The organism is Pseudomonas sp. H1_D04 (genome assembly GCF_054683855.1).
In genome coordinates this window covers 1,101,167-1,119,329 of sequence record NZ_CP162826.1, presented here as the reverse complement: position 1 = coordinate 1,119,329, position 18,163 = coordinate 1,101,167, and the positions used below count along the sequence as shown (strand labels likewise).

At 59.5% G+C, this 18,163-nt stretch carries 14 protein-coding genes and 1 other RNA gene; 9 read left to right on the top strand and 6 right to left on the bottom strand.

Annotation, left to right across the window (positions count from 1 at the left end; genetic code table 11):
- Positions 1 to 6 precede the first annotated feature (6 nt).
- Positions 7 to 1,005, bottom strand: coding sequence for a class I SAM-dependent methyltransferase (locus tag AB4N82_RS05160; RefSeq protein ID WP_032886303.1), 999 nt, complete (start codon positions 1,003 to 1,005; stop codon positions 7 to 9).
- Between the two features lie 30 nt (positions 1,006 to 1,035).
- Positions 1,036 to 2,001 carry a 2-hydroxyacid dehydrogenase gene (locus tag AB4N82_RS05155; protein ID WP_032886304.1) on the bottom strand — a complete coding sequence of 322 codons (966 nt, stop codon included), beginning with the start codon at positions 1,999 to 2,001 and terminating at the stop codon, positions 1,036 to 1,038.
- A gap of 84 nt (positions 2,002 to 2,085) precedes the next feature.
- On the opposite strand from AB4N82_RS05155, the gene AB4N82_RS05150 reads away from it, so the two are divergent.
- The 7 genes from AB4N82_RS05150 (at position 2,086) to AB4N82_RS05120 (ending at position 13,036) form a co-directional block, all read left to right on the top strand.
- Entirely contained in the window at positions 2,086 to 2,718 is a 633-nt protein-coding gene (locus tag AB4N82_RS05150; protein WP_016978297.1) for a LysE family translocator, read from the top strand.
- A 261-nt stretch (positions 2,719 to 2,979) separates the two neighbouring features.
- Positions 2,980 to 4,662: a fatty acid--CoA ligase gene (locus AB4N82_RS05145; protein ID WP_095183859.1), complete on the top strand. Its 1,683-nt coding sequence runs from the start codon at positions 2,980 to 2,982 to the stop codon at positions 4,660 to 4,662.
- 330 nt (positions 4,663 to 4,992) lie between these two features.
- Complete coding sequence (locus AB4N82_RS05140) at positions 4,993 to 6,855, top strand: DUF1302 domain-containing protein (RefSeq protein WP_095183860.1); 1,863 nt, start codon at positions 4,993 to 4,995, stop codon at positions 6,853 to 6,855.
- A 28-nt stretch (positions 6,856 to 6,883) separates the two neighbouring features.
- Entirely contained in the window at positions 6,884 to 8,248 is a 1,365-nt protein-coding gene (locus tag AB4N82_RS05135; RefSeq protein ID WP_032886307.1) for a DUF1329 domain-containing protein, read from the top strand.
- 242 nt (positions 8,249 to 8,490) lie between these two features.
- The gene (locus AB4N82_RS05130) at positions 8,491 to 11,220 is read left to right on the top strand and encodes a LuxR C-terminal-related transcriptional regulator (protein ID WP_095183862.1); all 2,730 of its coding nucleotides are present in this window, start codon (positions 8,491 to 8,493) and stop codon (positions 11,218 to 11,220) included.
- Between the two features lie 162 nt (positions 11,221 to 11,382).
- Positions 11,383 to 12,027, top strand: a complete 645-nt coding sequence (locus tag AB4N82_RS05125) for an MBL fold metallo-hydrolase (RefSeq protein WP_095183863.1) — start codon at positions 11,383 to 11,385, stop codon at positions 12,025 to 12,027.
- A 235-nt stretch (positions 12,028 to 12,262) separates the two neighbouring features.
- Positions 12,263 to 13,036, top strand: coding sequence for an OmpA family lipoprotein (locus tag AB4N82_RS05120; protein WP_032886310.1), 774 nt, complete (start codon positions 12,263 to 12,265; stop codon positions 13,034 to 13,036).
- Positions 13,037 to 13,104: 68 nt separating this feature from the next.
- Here AB4N82_RS05120 and AB4N82_RS05115 read toward each other — a convergent pair whose 3' ends face one another.
- The 4 genes from AB4N82_RS05115 to AB4N82_RS05100 all read right to left on the bottom strand — a co-directional run bounded on the left by AB4N82_RS05115 (position 13,105) and on the right by AB4N82_RS05100 (position 16,551).
- The gene (locus AB4N82_RS05115; RefSeq protein ID WP_032886311.1) at positions 13,105 to 13,686 is read right to left on the bottom strand and encodes a BON domain-containing protein; all 582 of its coding nucleotides are present in this window, start codon (positions 13,684 to 13,686) and stop codon (positions 13,105 to 13,107) included.
- Positions 13,683 to 14,276, bottom strand: coding sequence for a phosphoheptose isomerase (locus AB4N82_RS05110; protein ID WP_032886312.1), 594 nt, complete (start codon positions 14,274 to 14,276; stop codon positions 13,683 to 13,685). Before AB4N82_RS05110 ends, AB4N82_RS05115 begins: the two co-directional genes overlap by 4 nt.
- Positions 14,277 to 14,368: 92 nt before the next feature.
- Positions 14,369 to 14,740 (bottom strand): YraN family protein, encoded by a 372-nt coding sequence (locus AB4N82_RS05105; protein ID WP_032886313.1) that lies wholly within the window; start codon positions 14,738 to 14,740, stop codon positions 14,369 to 14,371.
- On the bottom strand, positions 14,740 to 16,551 hold the full coding sequence (locus AB4N82_RS05100; RefSeq protein ID WP_122764745.1) for a penicillin-binding protein activator: 1,812 nt from the start codon (positions 16,549 to 16,551) through the stop codon (positions 14,740 to 14,742). Before AB4N82_RS05100 ends, AB4N82_RS05105 begins: the two co-directional genes overlap by 1 nt.
- Before the next feature lie 187 nt (positions 16,552 to 16,738).
- Between AB4N82_RS05100 and rsmI the strand changes: the two genes are divergently transcribed.
- Both rsmI and rnpB read left to right on the top strand, forming a co-directional pair.
- Complete coding sequence (gene rsmI, locus AB4N82_RS05095) at positions 16,739 to 17,644, top strand: 16S rRNA (cytidine(1402)-2'-O)-methyltransferase (RefSeq protein ID WP_163034886.1); 906 nt, start codon at positions 16,739 to 16,741, stop codon at positions 17,642 to 17,644.
- Positions 17,645 to 17,739: 95 nt separating this feature from the next.
- Positions 17,740 to 18,091, top strand: an RNA gene (gene rnpB, locus AB4N82_RS05090) — RNase P RNA component class A.
- Positions 18,092 to 18,163: the final 72 nt, after the last annotated feature.

Here is an 18,163-nt window from a genome sequence, read left to right as displayed (position 1 = left end):
TAGCCATCAGCCGCGTTTGGCACGGTAGATGCGAAAACCATTGCCCTCGGCCTTGATCGCACACACGCCCAAATGCTCTTCAATCAGCGGTTGGTATTTCAGGAAACTGTTAGCTACCAGGCGAAGTTCGCCGCCTTTTGCCAAATGTTTCGCTGCTTTTCGCAGCAGGTTCTCGGTGGCGAAATAATCGGTGTGCACACCGACATGGAACGGCGGGTTGCTCAAGATCGCATTCAGACCCATCGGTGCAGCATCGATGCCATCACCGGTGAGCACCTCGGCTTCCAGCCCATTGGCAGCGAGGGTCAAGCGGCTGCTGGCAGCGGCGAAGGCGTCCACGTCCAGCATCGTCACGCTGTTGTGCGGGTAGCGACGTTTCACCGCAGCCCCCAGCACGCCGGCTCCGCAACCAAAGTCCAACAGATGGCCACTCGGCAATTTGTCCAAATGCGCCAGCAACAACTCGGTGCCACGATCCAGGCGGCCATGGCTGAACACGCCTGGCAGACTCACTACTTTGAGCGGACCTTCGGCCAGTGGCACTTCGAAGACTTGCGCCAGGCTCTCCAGTTCCACTGCTTGCGGCGCGTTGGCAACGGTGATTTGCCACAGCTGGCAATGCCGGGCGTTGTCGAGCTTGCGCGGCTTGCCGAAGGGGATCATCTGCTTGGCGGCACTTTCGATACCGCTTTTTTTCTCGCCGACCAAAAACAGCTCGGCGCCGGGCAGGCGTGCGGCCACGGCGTTGAGCAGGTAGTCAGTGAGGTCCTTGGACTTGGGCAGGAAAATCACCGCGGCGTCGAACTCACGCTCTGGCACATTCACGCCAAATTGGCTGCGGTCCGGGAAGCGTGCGTCGAGCGCCGCTTGGTCACCTGCATGCCAGCACCACCCATGGGCGTTGGGCAGGCGACCCAGCAGGTCGTCGGCGGGCAAGCCCACCAACAGCAGGTTGCCTTGAAAAAGTTCGGCCTGACGAAGCAGTACTTCACTGCGCGGATCCATGGTCTGCTCCTTGAAAAGGGGCGCAGTTTATCAACTGACGACGCGCAGCGGGGCGCCGCTGAAAAAGCCCAGGGCGTTTTCCGTCAGTTGGCCGACGATCCGCTGCCGCGCTTCGCGACTGCCCCAGGCATTGTGCGGTGTGACGATCAGCCGGGGAATGTCATCGGCCAGCAACGGGTTGCCGTTGACCGGTGGCTCCACGCTCAGCACATCGGTGGCCGCGCCGCCCAAGTGACCGCTGCGCAAGGCATCCGCCAGGGCCTGTTCGTTGATCAAGCCACCGCGCGCGGTGTTGACCACAAACGCGCCTGGCTTGAGCAGTGCGAGTTCGCGGGCGCCGATAAAGTCGCGAGTGTGCTCGTTGAGTGGGCAGTGGAGGGTGAGTGCGTCCACTTGGGCCAGCAGTTCATCCAGGGGCACGCGGTCGGCACGTGCAGGGCGCCCGGGAATGGCCCCAAGAATTACGCGCATGCCAAAAGCCTCGGCCAGCCGCGCCACGGCGCTGCCCAATTCACCATGGCCGAGCAAACCGAGGGTTTTGCCTTCAAGCTCGACGATGGGGTAGTCCAGCAGGCAGAACTGCTTGGCTTCTTGCCATTTGCCTGCGCTCACATCGCGCTGATAGTCCTTTACACGCGTCACCAGGTTGAGCAGCAGCATGATCGTATGCTGCGCCACTGAAGGCGTGCCGTAGCCCTGGCAATTGCTCACCGTGATGCCGTGGGCGCGGGCGGCGTCGAGGTCAACGTTGTTGGTGCCGGTGGCCGATACCAGGATCAGCTTGAGGTCCGGGCAGGCCGCCAGGGTTTCGGTGTTCAGGGCAATCTTGTTGCTGATAACTACTTGGACGCCTTGCAGGCGCGCAATCACATTCAGCGGCGTGGTATCAGAGTACAGCTGCAGGTCGCTGAAGCAGTCTCTCAGACCGCTGAGGTCGAGGTCCCCAAGGTCCAGGGACGGGTGATCAAGGAAGACGGCGCGGCGATTGTTCGTCATCAACTGTACCTTTTGCGACAGGGTTCGAAGGCGTAATCTGCCGAGCCTATCAGATGAAATAATCCGTTACTTAATGGAGTGAATATGTACGCCGCCGAGTTTTTGACCGTAGCCCTGATTCACCTGTTGGCGGTGGCCAGCCCCGGCCCGGATTTCGCGGTGGTGGTTCGCGAAAGTGTTACCCACGGCCGTCGCGCCGGGACTTGGACCGCGCTGGGTGTGGGCTCGGCGATTTTTCTGCACGTGGGCTATTCGTTGCTCGGTATCGGCCTGATCGTTTCCCAGTCCATCGTGTTGTTCAACGCCCTGAAATGGGCGGCGGCGGCCTACCTGCTGTACATCGGCTTCAAGGCCCTGCGCGCGCAACCGGCCAAGCCTGTCGCCGAGGGCGAGTTGCACCGTGAAGCGGGCGAGCGCACCCCGCGCGGCGCGTTTACCGCCGGTTTCGTGACCAATGGCTTGAATCCCAAGGCCACGCTGTTCTTCCTGTCGCTGTTCACCGTAGTGATCAACCCGCACACGCCGCTGGCGATCCAGGCCGGTTACGGTGTGTATCTGGCGGTGGCGACGGCGCTGTGGTTTTGCCTGGTGGCGATGTTGTTCAGCCAGCAGCGCGTGCGCGCAGGCTTTGCGCGGATGGGGCACTGGTTTGATCGGACCATGGGGGCGGTGTTGATTGCAATCGGCGTGAAACTGGCGTTCACGAGCATGAAGTAAACGCGGGTCTCAAGTGAGCACAATCGAATGTGGGGGCTTGCTCCCGATGGCGGTGGATCAGTCAATACGTGTGTCGACTGAAACACCGCTATCGGGAGCAAGCCCCCTCCCACATTTGACCTCTAGTGTCCCTGGATAATGGCGCAAAGCTAGCATTCACTGGGCGCTGCAAATCATTCCTTTGGCTGATTTAGCTGAAACATAAGCGCTCTACAGTGCAGATCGTTCAGCCAAGACCGTGCAGTCATAAAAGGGATTCGTATGTTGCAGACCCGTGTTATTCCCCCCGCCGAAGGTGCGTACCAATATCCGCTGTTGATCAAGCGCCTGTTGATGTCCGGCGCCCGCTACGAAAAGACCCGGGAAATCGTCTACCGCGACAAGCTGCGTTACACCTACCCGACCCTGATCGAGCGGGTCGCGCGCTTGGCTAACGTGCTGACCGAAGCCGGGGTAAAGGCCGGTGATACCGTGGCAGTGATGGACTGGGACAGCCATCGTTACCTGGAATGCATGTTTGCTATCCCGATGATCGGCGCGGTGATCCACACCATCAACGTGCGCCTGTCGCCGGAACAGATTCTCTACACCATGAACCACGCCGAAGACCGCTTTGTGCTGGTCAACAGTGAGTTCGTGGGCTTGTACCAAGCCATCGCCGGGCAACTTACCACCGTCGACAAGACGCTGCTGCTCACTGACGGTGAATCAAAAACGGCCGAGCTGCCTAACCTGGTAGGCGAGTACGAAACCCTGCTGGCTGCGGCCAGCACCAAGTACGACTTTCAGGATTTCGACGAGCATTCCGTCGCGACCACGTTCTACACCACCGGCACCACCGGTAACCCCAAAGGCGTGTACTTCACCCACCGCCAATTGGTACTGCACACCATCGGGGTGTCGACCATCATGGGCAGCATCGACAGCGTGCGCCTGCTAGGCACCAACGACGTGTACATGCCGATCACGCCGATGTTTCACGTTCACGCCTGGGGCCTGCCGTATGTGGCGACCATGCTCGGCCTGAAACAGGTCTACCCCGGCCGCTACGACCCCGAATACCTGGTGGAGCTGTGGCGCAAGGAGAAGGTCACTTTCTCCCACTGCGTGCCGACCATCCTGCAAATGGTGCTCAACGCCAAGGCCGCCCAAGGCGTCGATTTTGGCGGTTGGAAAATCGTCATCGGTGGCAGCGCCCTCAATCGCACGTTGTATGAGGCGGCGAAGGCGCGTGGGATTCAGCTGACCGCTGCGTACGGCATGTCCGAGACAGGGCCGCTGGTGTCCTGCGCCCACCTCAACGAAGAACTACTGGCCGGCAGCGAAGACGAGCGCATCACCTACCGCATCAAGGCCGGCGTGCCAGGGCCGTTGGTCGACGCGGCAATCATCGACAGCGAGGGCAACTTCCTGCCCGCCGACGGCGAGTCCCAGGGCGAGCTGGTGCTGCGTGCGCCGTGGCTCAGCGAGGGCTATTTCAACGAGCCGCAGAAGGGCGCGGAGCTATGGGCCGGCGGCTGGATGCACACCGGCGATGTGGCCACGCTGGATGCATTTGGCGTGATCGATATCCGCGACCGCATCAAGGATGTGATCAAGACCGGCGGCGAGTGGATCTCCTCCCTGGCCCTTGAAGACCTGGTCAGCCGTCACCCGGCGGTACGCGAAGTAGCGGTGGTGGGCATCGCCGATCCGCAGTGGGGCGAGCGTCCGTTTGCGCTGCTGGTGGTGCATGATGGCCATGTGATAGGGGCCCGCGAGCTCAAGGAGCACCTCAAGCCTTTTGTCGAACTGGGCCATTTGAGCAAGTGGGCGATTCCGAGCCAGATCGCCGTTGTTACCGAAATTCCCAAGACCAGTGTCGGTAAGCTCGACAAAAAACGTATCCGTATTGACATCGTCGAGTGGCAGGCCAACAACAGTACCTTCCTGTCCACCCTCTGAGCTGATTTGCCGTGCCCTCGTGGCACGGCGATGCTCTATCTCGCGCCCTCACTTGTGATTTGCCAATTTTCAGCCATCCTTGCCGCGTCGGCCTTCGCCGACATGGCGAAAGGGCTGTGGCAGACGGGTTGGTGATGCAAATCACACTTTAGAGGGATCAAGCGGTACCCCCTGCTGGCTATAGTCCCACCCAGAGTTTTTCAAGGATGCGTCGCTTCGGGCCATGGAGGTTCAGTTGCCAGGCGGCATTGGAATCGTTGTATTCCGGCCGTTACAAGCATCACGTAAAGAACTCACTGCCATAACAATAATGCACATGGAGTAGCGTCGATGACCTCAGTAAACCAGTTCTGGCGCCGGGCAAGACTGCCCCTGGCCGTCAGTCTCGCCTCTACGCTCGCCGGGCCCGCATTCGGCGTCAGTTTCAATATCGGTGAAATCGAAGGGAGTTTTGACTCGTCGCTTTCGGTGGGGGCGAGCTGGTCGACAGCCAAGGCCAACCGCGACCTGATTGGTGTTAACAACGGTGGCAAGGGCTTGTCCCAGACCTCGGATGACGGCCATTTGAACTTCAAGCGTGGGGAGACATTCTCGAAGATCTTCAAGGGTATCCATGACCTGGAACTGAAGTACGGTGACACCGGCGTGTTTGTGCGTGGCAAGTACTGGTATGACTTTGAACTCAAGGATGAAAACCGTGAGTTCAAGGACATCAGCGATAAAGGTCGCCAAGAGGGCGCAAGGTCGTCTGGTGGGCAAATTCTCGACGCATTCATCTACCACAACTACTCCATTGCCGATGAGCCGGGTTCCGTGCGTTTTGGTAAGCAGGTCGTGAGCTGGGGTGAAAGTACCTTCATTGGTGGCGGTATCAACTCGATCAACCCGGTCGATGTGGCTGCTTTCCGTCGTCCCGGGGCTGAAATCAAGGAAGGCTTGATTCCAGTCAACATGTTCTATGTGTCGCAGACGCTGACGGATAACTTGTCGGCTGAAGCCTTCTATCAGTTGGATTGGCAGCAGACTGTCACCGATAACTGCGGAACGTTTTTTTCGCAGGCTGATGTGATCTCCAAAGGTTGCGATGACAACCTCCGGTTGCTCAGCAAGCGCTCAGTGATGGCGGGCGCGGGTGCTTTGCCCGTGTTGAACCGGTTCGGGGTCAACATCAACGAAGAGGGTGTGCTTGTCCAGCGCAGCAAGGATCGCGAAGCGCGTGATGGCGGCCAGTTCGGTGCAGCGTTCCACTACAACTACGAGCCGCTGGACACAGAGTTCGGCGCCTACTTCATGAATTATCACAGCCGTGCTCCGATCTTCAGTGCGACTGGCGCTCCGCCCTCCGTTTACGCTGCTGCTCGAGCGGGCTTGCCGGCGACTTTACAGCCGCTCGCAGTGGCGGGTAATTCCAAGTACTTCATCGAGTACCCGGAAGATATTCGCCTTTACGGGTTGAGTTTCTCCACGACGCTTCCTACCGGTACCGCGTGGAGCGGTGAAATCAGCTATCGCCCCAATGCGCCGGTGCAGTTGAATACCACCGACATCCTCTATGCCGGCGTAACGCCTCTTGCGGCTTACGCCAATGCCTCGCCGCTCAAAGGTGTCGAGGGCCAGGACCTACATGGGTATAACCGTAAGGAAATCACTCAGATCCAGACGACCTTCACGCACTTCTTTGATCAGGTCATGGGCGCCAGCCGTCTGACATTGGTGGGCGAGGTGGGCCTGACCCACGTCGGCGGCCTGGAAAGCAGTGACAAAGCCCGTTACGGACGTGACCCGGTATTCGGTCCAGGTCGAGGCCCTATGTGTACCGCCCTTAATACCGGTACGTTCAACGGTGCAGGTCCTGGCACCGACCGCAGCAACCTGACCACTAACTGCAACAACGACGGCTTCACCACCGCTAACTCCTGGGGCTACCGTGGCCGTGCCATCTGGGAATATCCGGATGTGTTTGCGGGTGTGAACCTAAAGCCTAACGTGGCATGGTCCCACGACGTCAGTGGTTACTCCCCAGGCCCTGGCGGCAACTTTGAAGAAGGCCGTAAAGCCGTAAGCCTTGGGCTGGATGCCGAATACCAGAATACCTACACCGCGAGCTTGGCCTACACCAACTTCTTCGGCGGTAAGTATTCCACCGTGGATGACCGCGATTTCATCGCGCTCAGTGTCGGCGCCAACTTCTAAGCGAACGTATTTCTAGGAAGACCAGAACATGAAAATAACCAAAAGTCTGTTGCACGTCGGTGTGCTTGGGCTGTCGATCCTGGCGAGCAACGTCATGGCGGCAGTGTCGGCGGATGAAGCCGCCAAGCTGGGTACGAGCCTGACCCCGATGGGCGCTGAAATGGCTGGTAACGCGGCGGGCACTATCCCTAAGTGGTCGCCACTGCCTACCAACGCGGGTGCTGTGGATGCCAAAGGCTTCCTGGCCAACCCATACGCCAGTGAACAACCGCAATTCACCATCACCGCGCAGAACGTCGAGCAGTACAAAGACAAGCTGGCGCCGGGGCAGTACGCGATGTTCAAGCGTTACCCGGAAACCTTCAAGATGCCGGTCTACCCGACCCATCGCGGCGCTACCGTGCCGGCGGATGTGTTCGCCGCCATCAAGAAGAACGCCACCACCACCAACCTGGTGTCGGGCGGCAACGGCCTGGAAAACTTTGAAACCGCCGTACCGTTCCCGATCCCGAAAAGCGGCGTGGAAGTTATCTGGAACCACATCACCCGTTATCGCGGTGGCAGCGTGACCCGCCTGGTGACCCAGGCCACGCCGCAAACCAACGGTTCCTACAGCCTGGTGTACTTCCGCGACCAGTTCGTGTTCCGCGACAAGATGAAGGACTTCGATCCGAAAAACCCGGGCAACGTGCTGTTCTACTTCAAGCAGCAAGTGACCGCGCCGGCACGTCTGGCCGGTGGTGTGCTGCTGGTGCACGAAACCCTGGACCAGGTGAAGGAGCCGCGTTCGGCGTGGGTCTACAACGCCGGCCAGCGCCGTGTGCGCCGGGCGCCGCAAGTGTCCTATGACGGTCCGGGTACCGCCGCCGACGGCCTGCGTACCTCCGATAACCTCGACATGTACAACGGTGCGCCGGATCGCTACGACTGGAAACTGGAAGGCAAGAAGGAAATCTACATCGCCTCCAACAGCTACAAGATCGACGATCCGAAACTCAAGTACGCCGACATCATCAAGGCCGGCCACATCAACCAGGACCTGACGCGCTACGAGCTGCGCCGTGTCTGGCATGTGGTCGCCACTTTGAAAGAAGGCCAGCGCCACATCTATGCCAAGCGTGACTTCTTCATCGACGAAGACACCTGGCAAGCGGCAGTGATCGATCACTACGACGGTCGCGGCCAACTGTGGCGCGTCGCCGAGGCCCATGCCGAGAACTACTACGACAAACAGGTGCCTTGGTATGCCCTGGAAACCCTCTACGACCTGCAGTCCGGCCGCTACCTGGCTTTGGGCATGAAGAACGAAGAGAAGCAGGCCTATGACTTTGGCTTCACCGCCACTACCAGCGACTTCACCCCAGCGGCCCTGCGCCAGGACGGTGTTCGCTAAGCGGCACGAGTAACTCAATGTGGGAGGGGGCTTGCCCCCGATAGCGGTGTGACAGTCAGCACGCGTATTGACTGATCCGCCACTATCGGGAGCAAGCCCCCTCCCACTTTTTGTTTGTGGCGATATTTTTTGTCTCAGTTCTTTTTCAGGCAAATGTTGCAAAGATCTACAAAGCTGCTGCTTTTACCGCTAGTCTGCGGACATCTGCAATGCCGACAACAGCCTTCTACAAGAGCCCGGCGATGACTGATCTGTCCCGAATCCAAGGGCCTGCCAGTGCGGTAATCCCGACTCTGGAAGGTCGCTTCTACAGGCCTCCGCTGCCTGACGGCTATGTGCTGCGCCCCCGCCTGTGTGAACGGCTGAGCGCTGGCCTCGAAGGACGGTTGCTGCTGGTCAGCGCCCCGGCGGGGTTCGGTAAGAGTTCGCTGGCGGTGGAGTTCTGCCAGAGCCTGCCGGCTCACTGGCAAAGTCTATGGCTTGGGCTGAGCCCTCGGGACAACGACCCGGGGCGCTTCCTTGAGCGTCTGCTCGAGGGGTTGCAACACTACTTCCCCGCACTCGGCGCTCAATCCCTGGGCTTGCTGAAAATGCGCCAGCGTCACCAGCCCTTTGCCTTTGAAGAATGGCTCGATGGCCTGCTTGATGAGCTCGCGGTTCACCTGTCCACGCGCGCGCCATTGTTACTGGTACTGGATGACTATCATCTGGCCCAGGGTCCGGTGCTGGACCGTTGTCTTCAGTTTTTCCTCAACCATTTGCCGGATGGCCTGCTGGTATTGGTCACCAGTCGCCAGCGCCCCGACTGGCATCTGGCACGCTTGCGTCTGTCACGGCACTTGCTGGAGTTGCACGAGCAAGACCTGCGCCTGACCCATGCCGAATCTCAGGCGCTATTGGATCGCCACAGCAGTTCCCTGAGTGGTGAGGCCCTCGACAACCTGATCCGCCGCAGCGAAGGCTGGGTAGCCGGTTTGCGTTTCTGGCTGCTGGCGGCTTCCGAAGCCGGCAACGAAGACGCATTGCCGCAAAGCCTGCACGGTGGAGAAGGGCTGATCCGCGACTACCTGCTGGAGGAGGTGATCGATTGCTTGCCACCCGAAGTGCAGGCGTTCCTGTTCGACACTGCGCCCCAGGACCGTTTCTGCAGCGAACTGTGTGACGCCGTGCGCGAAGCTCATGACAGCGCCGAAATCCTGCGTTATCTGCAAGCGCACCAAGTGTTCCTGGTGCCCTTGGACGAGCAGGGCCACTGGTACCGTTATCATCATTTATTCTCCGACCTGCTGCGCACCCGCCGTGCGAGCAGCAATGTATTGCCAGCCGCCAGCCTGCACCTGCGCGCGTGTCGTTGGTTCAACGCCCAGGGTTTGATCGATGAGGCGGTGGAGCAGGCTTTACGCGCCGGGCACCTCGACGTGGCGGCCAACCTGGTGCAGAACCTGTCCGAAGAGCAACTGCTGGCCGAGCAGAATGTCGGCATGTTGCTGCGCTGGAAAATGGACTTGCCCGACAGCCTGCTGATCAGCACACCGCGCTTGATCGTGTTGTACAGCTGGGCCTTGGGGTTGGCCTGCCAGTTGGATGCGGCGGAGGAATTGTCCGCGTACCTCAGTCGCTTCCTGCCGGCGCCCTCGGCCACTGCACAGCGCTCAATGCTGGCCCAATGGCTGGCGCTGAGCGGGATTATCGCTCGGGGCCGAGGTGATCGTGAATTGACTCAGCGCTATTGCAGTGAGGCGTTGGAAAGCCTGCCGCAACGGCGTTACGGCCAGCGCCTGGTGTGTCTGTCGACGCTGTCCAACTTGGCCATCGCCGATGGCGATTTGTGGCGCGCCCGTGGCCTGAACCGCGAATCCCTGGAACTGGCGCAGCGCGTCGGCAACCCTTTGTTCGAAGCCCTGGCCCATTACGACCGCGCGCGGGTATTGCAGGCCCGCGGTGAGATCCTGCGTGCCCTTGATGAAGTGCGTCAGGGCCTGCAACGTTTGCACGGTCTGGCGCCGCAGAGGCTGTATGCGGTGCGTGCGCGACTGTCGTTGTACGAAGGCTATTTGCTGTTAATGCGTAATCAACCTGACGCCGGTATCGCTCACCTGCGGGCGGGGCTGGCCGAGGCGCGCGCCTGTCGCGACATCAGCGTACTGATCGGCCATTGCGTGATCGCCAGCTTCGAAGGGCGGCGCAATGACTTTTCCAAAGCCTTCGCCGAACTCGCCGAAGCCGAACGCTTGATGCATATCTGGGACGTGCCGCCGATCTACTATCTGGCGATGATCACCCTGATCAAATGCGAGCTGTGGCTGGCCCAAGGCCGCACCGATCTGGCCGATGCCTGGTTGACGCGGCTGGGGCAGACTTACAACGGCGAGCATGCTGCCGCTGCGCCGGAATTCCACCCGCATTTGCCGCAACATATCGGGCTGCAACAAGCCGCCCTTGATGCCATTCGTCATCAACCCGACGCTGCTTTGCAACGGCTCGGCGAACTGGCACAACACGCTCATAGCTGTGGGCGGCAGATGATTGCACTGATGGCATTCGCCCAGCAGACGCAGTTGCTGCTGGAATGCGGTCAGGAAGCCAAGGCGCGGCCGGTACTGTCCCGAGCGCTTGAGGCTGGCGCCGGAGGGGCGTTGCAACCTTTCCAGAGGCTGCTGGAAAACCACCCGGACTGGATGCGCGAGCAACTCGGCAAGGATCCCCATGGCTTGCTGAATCAGAGCCTTCTGGCACTTCTGCCTACCGTTGCTGAAGTGCACGCGTCACCTAGTCATGAAAGTCTGAGCGCCCGGGAACTGGCAGTGCTGCAACTCATCGCCCAAGGTTGCTCCAACCAGGAGATCAGCAACCGACTGTTTATCTCCCTGCACACTGTCAAGACTCACGCCAGCCATATCAACAGCAAGCTCGGCGTGGAGCGACGCACCCAGGCGGTGGCGAGGGCGCAGGAGTTGAGGTTGATTGGTTAGCGCTTGACCGTTTGCGGTGAGAGTTTTTTGTGTGAGTAAGCTTCTTGTGGCGAGCGAGCTTGCTTGCGTTGGGCCGCGAAGCGGTCCCAGTCTGTTTTAATAGTGCAATTATCCTGGCGATACTGCCCAACCCCCCAGTTAATTTGCACCAGAGGCCCGTTCATGGAAACCGCACAGCCACCCCTCATACGCGAAACCTTCCCTGTCGGTCCCCTGCAGTGCAACTGCACCATCATCGGCGATCCCATTACCAAAAAAGCCATTGTGGTCGACCCGGGCGGCAACCATGAATTGATCCTGGCCCGCCTGGACGCGCTGGGCCTCAAGGTGGTGAGCATCATCCATACCCACGCCCACCTCGATCACTTCCTGGCATCGGGTCAGTTGAAAGAGAAAACTGGCGCCACCTTGCACCTGCATAAGGAAGACCAGTTTCTGTGGGACAACCTGGAAATGCAGTGCCAGATGTTTCGCGTGCCTTATACCCCCGTGCCGTCGCCAGACCGTTGGCTGGAAGATGATGAAGAGTTAGCCTGCGGCTGTGGCGTTGCCTTGCATACTCCGGGTCACACGCCGGGCTCGATGAGTTTCTGGTTTGCGGACGCCAAGCTGTTGATCGCCGGCGATACGCTTTTCCGTCGTGGCGTGGGGCGTACAGATCTGTGGGGTGGGGACCAGGCCACGATTGTGCGCTCGATCAAACAGCGGCTTTATACGCTGGACGAGAGTGCCACGGTGGTCACCGGCCACGGACCGGACACGCGACTGGGCGATGAGATGCGCGAGAATCCATTTGTGCGGGCTTGAGGAGGTGAAAGCGGGCTGATGCATGTTTCATGAGGGGTAATCTGTTGTAGTAAAAACGCAGGTCGCGTTCAGGCTGGGTCTGCTACGTTTTCTACAGCGGTAATGCGGGCTAACGTTTCGTTACAGCTGCGCGAGTGTTCACGGAATTTTTGCCATTTGTCGTGTTCCAAACTCGGCAAAGGTCCATTGCCAATGTCCTCTGCACCACAGAATGCAAAAAGTAGGAGCTCTCTTCATGTTCACTCCGCGTCGTCTGCTTGTAGTCGCCACCGCCGTAGCCCTTTTGTCCGGCTGCGCTTCACCTAATCCTTATGACGGCAGCAGCCAGGGACAGGCGAATAATGAATCCAGCGGTATGAGCAAAACCGCCAAGTACGGTGGTCTCGGTGCTCTTGCCGGTGCGTTGGCCGGTGCTGCCATTGACCATAACAACCGTGGCAAGGGTGCGCTGATCGGTGCGGTGGTGGCGGGTGCTGGTGCCGCGGGTTATGGCTACTACGCCGACCAACAGGAAAAGAAACTGCGCGAGAGCATGGCCAACACTGGAGTTGAAGTTCAGCGCCAGGGTGACCAGATCAAGCTGATCATGCCGGGCAACATCACCTTCGCGACCAACTCGGATGCGATCTCCAGTAGCTTCTATCAGCCGCTGAACAACCTGGCCAACTCCCTCAAACAGTTCAACCAAAACACCATCCAGATTGTGGGCTACACCGACAGTACCGGTAGCCGCCAACTGAATATGGATCTGTCCCAGCGTCGTGCGCAGAGCGTGGCCAACTACTTGACCTCCCAAGGCGTCAACGGTGCAAACCTGAGTGCCCGTGGTGCCGGTCCGGATAACCCGATTGCCAGCAACGCCGACGTCAACGGTCGCGCTCAGAACCGTCGCGTGGAAGTTAACCTGGGCCCAATCCCTGGCCAGCAGTACGGCCAGCCGGGCACCCAGCAACAGGCGCCACAACAGAACAACCAGTTCCAAGGCAACCCGTACTCGCAGTACCAGTAAACAACGGCTAATAAAAAGGGCGCCGTGCAGTCAATGCACGGCGCCCTTTTTTGTGGCTGTCGATTACATCAGTCGATGTATTCGAACACCTTCACGATTTTCTGCACGCCGGATACGCCCTGTACCAGGTTGGACGCACGGGTGGCTTCTGCCTGGGTCAGCAGGCCCATCAGGTAAACGATGCCGTTGTCCGTCACGACCTTGATACGCGAGCCGGGGATCGCATTGTCGGTGAGCATCTGCGCTTTGATCTTGGTGGTCAGCAGCGCGTCATTACTGATGGCAAGCAGGGTGATCGGATCCATGACCTGCAATTCGTTGTGGACCTTCTTGACCCGCTGAACCGACGCAGCGGCCTGTTCGGCCTGGGCCTTGAGGTCGGCGCGCGGCGTTTGGCCTGCGAGCAGCACCACGCCATTGAAGCTGGTTACGACGATACGCGACGCACCGTTGCCCAAGTCCGTTGCGGCTTTGGCGACGTTTACTTCGACCTTTGTTTCGATCAACGAGTCGTCAATCTTGCTGCCGAAGGTGCGGGTGCCCTTGTCATCCTGAATAGGGGTGTCACGTGTCGCAGTGATCGCCGTGCTGCAGCCGCTGATGCCGAGGCACAGCGTAATGGCCAAGAGGCCGAGGCGGTTAACGGTCATTCTTCACTCCCAAACAGTTGGCTGTCGATCAGATCGCACAGGCAGTGGATCGCCAGCAGGTGGACTTCCTGAATACGTGCGGTGACATTGGCCGGGACGCGAATTTCAACATCTTCGGGCAGCAACAGCGAGGCCATGCCGCCGCCGTCGCGTCCGGTCAATGCTACGACAATCATTTCGCGATCATGTGCGGCCTGGATCGCTTGAATAATATTCGCCGAGTTGCCGCTGGTGGAAATCGCCAGCAGTACATCGCCTGGTTGGCCCAAGGCGCGGATCTGCTTGGAGAAGATTTCGTTGTAGCTGTAGTCATTGGCTATCGAGGTGATCGTCGACGAATCGGTGGTCAAGGCGATAGCCGGCAGGCTCGGACGCTCCCGCTCGAAGCGGTTGAGCAATTCGGACGAGAAATGCTGGGCATCGCCGGCCGAACCGCCGTTGCCGCACGAAAGCATTTTGCGTTCGGTGAGCAAGGCATTAACCATGACCTGACTGGCTTGCTCGATGTGCGGTGCAAGTACGTCCATCGCCTGTTGCTTGGTGTCGATGCTGGCCTGGAAAAGCTGGCGAATTCGGGATTGCATGTCCATCTGTGTGACCTTAATTAGCGCGGCTATTTGGCACAGGAATGTGCAGCCCGCAAAGCAAAGAGCAAAAGTGTGTGGTGAAGATGTCCGGCGAATCAGCTGTCGAAGGCATCTTTGAGCCAGTTCAGATCAGCCTTGCCTGACGGTGTGCTTTCTATGGCAACCACGTCGAAACGGCAGGGGGAGTTGGCCCAGCGATGCTCTTTTTGCAGGAAAAACTGCGCGGCGAGTATCAGCTTCTGACGCTTGCGCCCGTCGATACTGGCGAGCGCGCCACCCCATTGTGCGTGTTTTCTGTAGCGGACTTCGACGAATACTACTGTATCGCCGTCAAGCATGACCAGATCAAGCTCGCCGCGTTTACACAACCAGTTCTGCGCCAGCAGGCGCAGGCCTTGTTTTTGCAAGTGTTGCAGAGCTTGAAGTTCGGCATCCTTGCCGCTTTGCGCACTGGACCTCTCGGGCATCAGCGCGGGGTGTCCGGCAGGCGTTGGATCTCGCCACCGACGAACTTCGCCCATGGCATCTGGCGATCAACGCGCTGGTTGGCGCTGATACCCAGGTTGCCCGAAAGGCCGTCAACCCGTGTGTCCGGCAGGGCCTTGAGCTGGCCAAGGCGTGGCGCGAGGCGGTAGGCGTCGACACCCATTGCATACAGGCGGCCCAGGCTGCCGTTGGCTTGTGGCCATTGCGCTGCAACCTGGTTGCGCAGCGGGTCAGTGGTGTTGAGCAGCCAAGGCGTTTCGCAGAACATCACATTGGTCATGTCCAGGTACTGGTTGCGGTCACCGCTGGCGCTGAAAACGTGGGACGTTGCGTAGACCGGTACATCACCGGCGTACTGGAAGTTCAGGGTCGGCTTGATCTGCTGGGCCAGTTGCGGAGTGACGGCCAGGAAGATGAATTCGATGTCCTGGCGACGCGACGGTTGTGCCGCTACGTCAGTACCAACGGTGCTTTGCAGGCTCTTGGCGCGGCCTTCGCTTTTACGCAGTTGGAACAGATCGGCAATCTGCTGGGCCAGGGCGACCGGCTGGTCGACATACTCGACCCCCATGACGGTGCCGCCGTTGGCTTCCCAATCCTGGCGGAACGCTTTGTAGACGCGCTCACCCCATTCGCCACGTGGCACCATCGCGGCAGCGCGATGCAGGCCGTCGGCACGGGCGCGGCGCGAGACTTCGCGAGCTTCGTCTTCAGCGGCCAGGCCGAACTGGAACAATTGCGCTGGACCTTGATCGGTTTCGCTGTAGTTCAGTGCCAGGGTGGTGATCGGCAGTTGCGGGCGCGCACTGAGCTGCTTGACCAGCGGCTTCTCCAGTGGGCCGACGACTAATTGCACGCCGGCAGCCTGGGCCTTGGCGTAGAAGTCGTCGATGGAAGTCAGGCGCGAGCTGTCATAGAACTCGATCACCGGAGGCTTCTGCCCGGCTTGTTCAGCCTGGTAGTGAGCGGCCATGAAGCCTTCGCGCAGTGCCTTGCCCACGGAAGCCAGGGGGCCCTCTTGGGGCAGTAGCAGGGCAATCTTGCTCAAGGGCTGGCTTGCGAGTTCCTTGAGCTTGGTCAGCGGTGTTGGCAACTGCACGGCAGCCGGGTGGCCGGGGTTCTGCGCGCGCCAGGTGTCGATAGCGGCTTGTTGTTGCTCCAGCGTGCCGGCACCCTTGACCGCTTGGGCCAAGGTGATCCAGCCGTCCAGGGTCGGGTTGCCACTGGCTTGCAGTTGTTCGGCAGGTAGTGCGGCAATCAAAGTCCAGATGGCTTCGTGATTGCTTTGGGCTGCATCGCCAGTGAGCAGTGGCGCCATGGCGACACGCTCGCGGGCAGCGTTGAGGGTTTGGCCATCAGCCTCATAAGCACGAGCATGCACGGTACCTGTGCGGATCTGCTGTTCAGTCGGCAGGTCCTTCAGACTTTGCAGGCTAGCGTGGTTCAAGGCAGTCAGCGCAGCCTTCGGCTGGTTGCGTGCCATGGCCAGCTCGGCGGCCAGGGTGCTGGCGAACACTTGTGCTGCCGGCTTGAGGGCATCCAGGGGCACTTGGGCAAGAATTTGCGACGAGCGGCCAGCGTCGTTTTGTTTGTAGGCCATGTCTGCCGCACTCAGGCGCAGCAATGCGGCCTTTTCTGGCGTCTTGGCGGTGGTTGCCTGTTCGAGCAGTTGCTCGATACTGGCATCCGGGGTCCGTGGAAGTTCGCCAAGGCTGGACGAGGGCGAGCTGGCGCAAGCCGCCAGTAAGGCAGCGAGGCAGAGGGCAGAGAGCAGCCGCAGGCAAGCGATCATGTAAGTGTTCCTGATACCGATCAAATTAGCGTGGAATTGTACCCAAGCACTGGCCCAGGCGCGATGTTACTGGTGTGAAACCGTCGATTTAGGTCGTGCAAATGTTGGTATTGGGCTGTTGTAGGCAATCGGCGGCAGAAACGGCATCGACCGTGATGGCATATTTTCAAAGCATCTACGCGCTACAATGCGGCTTTTGCCAACCATCGAGGTGTGCGTTTTGACTGCTCCAGGTCCTTTGAATTCCACTGCAGGCTCGCTTTTTGTCGTGGCGACGCCCATTGGCAACCTGGACGACATCAGTGCCCGGGCGCTGAAAGTGTTGCGCGAGGTTAAATTGATCGCGGCGGAAGACACCCGGCACTCCCAGCGGTTGATGCAGCATTTTGGTATCAGCACGCCATTAGCCGCCTGTCACGAGCACAACGAGCGCGAAGAAGGCAGCCGCTTTATCTTGCGCCTGCTGGCCGGTGACGATGTGGCGCTGATCTCAGACGCGGGAACGCCGCTGATTTCTGATCCGGGTTACCACTTGGTTCGCCAGGCGCGGGCCGCTGGTATCAATGTAGTGCCTGTTCCGGGTGCGTGCGCACTGATTGCTGCATTGTCTGCCGCGGGGCTGCCTTCAGATCGGTTTATTTTCGAAGGTTTCCTGCCGGCCAAAGCAGTGGGGCGTCGTGCGCGTCTTGAAGCGGTAAAGGAAGAGCCGCGTACTTTGATCTTCTACGAAGCGCCGCACCGCATCCTTGAATGTCTGCAAGATATGGAATTGGTGTTTGGCGGCGAGCGCCTGGCATTGTTGGCGCGAGAACTGACTAAAACATTCGAAACCCTCAAGGGGCTGCCGCTGGAGGAGTTGCGTGCATTTGTCGAGGGCGACAGCAATCAACAGCGTGGCGAGTGTGTGGTGCTGGTGGCGGGCTGGACGGCGCCGGAGGCCGAAGATGCGGTCGGCAGCGAGGCCATGCGTATTCTTGACCTGCTCCTCAAGGAGATGCCTCTCAAGCGCGCCGCGGCCCTGGCTGCAGAAATTACCGGTCTGCGCAAGAATGTGTTGTATCAAGTTGCGCTGGATAAACAGAAAGCTGAATAGTTCCGGGGTTAAACCGGTATTCCGTCTGAACGTGATGGCCTTGGTGACTATTATTACTTGTCCTGAGGCCGTCGTGCCGTTAACCTGCGCGGCGGAGAGTCGATTGGACAGTCGCTGCCTTCTATGAAAATTAGGGGGGAGGAAAGTCCGGGCTCCATAGGGCGAAGTGCCAGGTAATGCCTGGGAGGCGTGAGCCTACGGAAAGTGCCACAGAAAATAACCGCCTAAGTACTTCGGTACCGGTAAGGGTGAAAAGGTGCGGTAAGAGCGCACCGCACGACTGGCAACAGTTCGTGGCTAGGTAAACCCCACTTGGAGCAAGACCAAATAGGGTCCCAAGGCGTGGCCCGCGCTGGGACCGGGTAGGTTGCTAAAGATGTCCAGTGATGGCCATCGTAGACGAATGACTGTTCAAGACAGAACCCGGCTTACAGATCGACTCTCCACCTTTTTCCTTCTGCCCGAGTCTCGGGCAGAAAACCGGTAATAACGCAAGAATCCTTCCCTGCCAAATCATTG

Coding starts and splice junctions, on each gene's coding strand:
- AB4N82_RS05160 (WP_032886303.1), bottom strand. CDS start 1,005: ATGGATCCGCGCAGTGAAGTACTGCTTCGTCAGGCCGAACTTTTTCAA.
- AB4N82_RS05155 (WP_032886304.1), bottom strand. CDS start 2,001: ATGACGAACAATCGCCGCGCCGTCTTCCTTGATCACCCGTCCCTGGAC.
- AB4N82_RS05150 (WP_016978297.1), top strand. CDS start 2,086: ATGTACGCCGCCGAGTTTTTGACCGTAGCCCTGATTCACCTGTTGGCG.
- AB4N82_RS05145 (WP_095183859.1), top strand. CDS start 2,980: ATGTTGCAGACCCGTGTTATTCCCCCCGCCGAAGGTGCGTACCAATAT.
- AB4N82_RS05140 (WP_095183860.1), top strand. CDS start 4,993: ATGACCTCAGTAAACCAGTTCTGGCGCCGGGCAAGACTGCCCCTGGCC.
- AB4N82_RS05135 (WP_032886307.1), top strand. CDS start 6,884: ATGAAAATAACCAAAAGTCTGTTGCACGTCGGTGTGCTTGGGCTGTCG.
- AB4N82_RS05130 (WP_095183862.1), top strand. CDS start 8,491: ATGACTGATCTGTCCCGAATCCAAGGGCCTGCCAGTGCGGTAATCCCG.
- AB4N82_RS05125 (WP_095183863.1), top strand. CDS start 11,383: ATGGAAACCGCACAGCCACCCCTCATACGCGAAACCTTCCCTGTCGGT.
- AB4N82_RS05120 (WP_032886310.1), top strand. CDS start 12,263: ATGTTCACTCCGCGTCGTCTGCTTGTAGTCGCCACCGCCGTAGCCCTT.
- AB4N82_RS05115 (WP_032886311.1), bottom strand. CDS start 13,686: ATGACCGTTAACCGCCTCGGCCTCTTGGCCATTACGCTGTGCCTCGGC.
- AB4N82_RS05110 (WP_032886312.1), bottom strand. CDS start 14,276: ATGGACATGCAATCCCGAATTCGCCAGCTTTTCCAGGCCAGCATCGAC.
- AB4N82_RS05105 (WP_032886313.1), bottom strand. CDS start 14,740: ATGCCCGAGAGGTCCAGTGCGCAAAGCGGCAAGGATGCCGAACTTCAA.
- AB4N82_RS05100 (WP_122764745.1), bottom strand. CDS start 16,551: ATGATCGCTTGCCTGCGGCTGCTCTCTGCCCTCTGCCTCGCTGCCTTA.
- rsmI (WP_163034886.1), top strand. CDS start 16,739: ATGCGGCTTTTGCCAACCATCGAGGTGTGCGTTTTGACTGCTCCAGGT.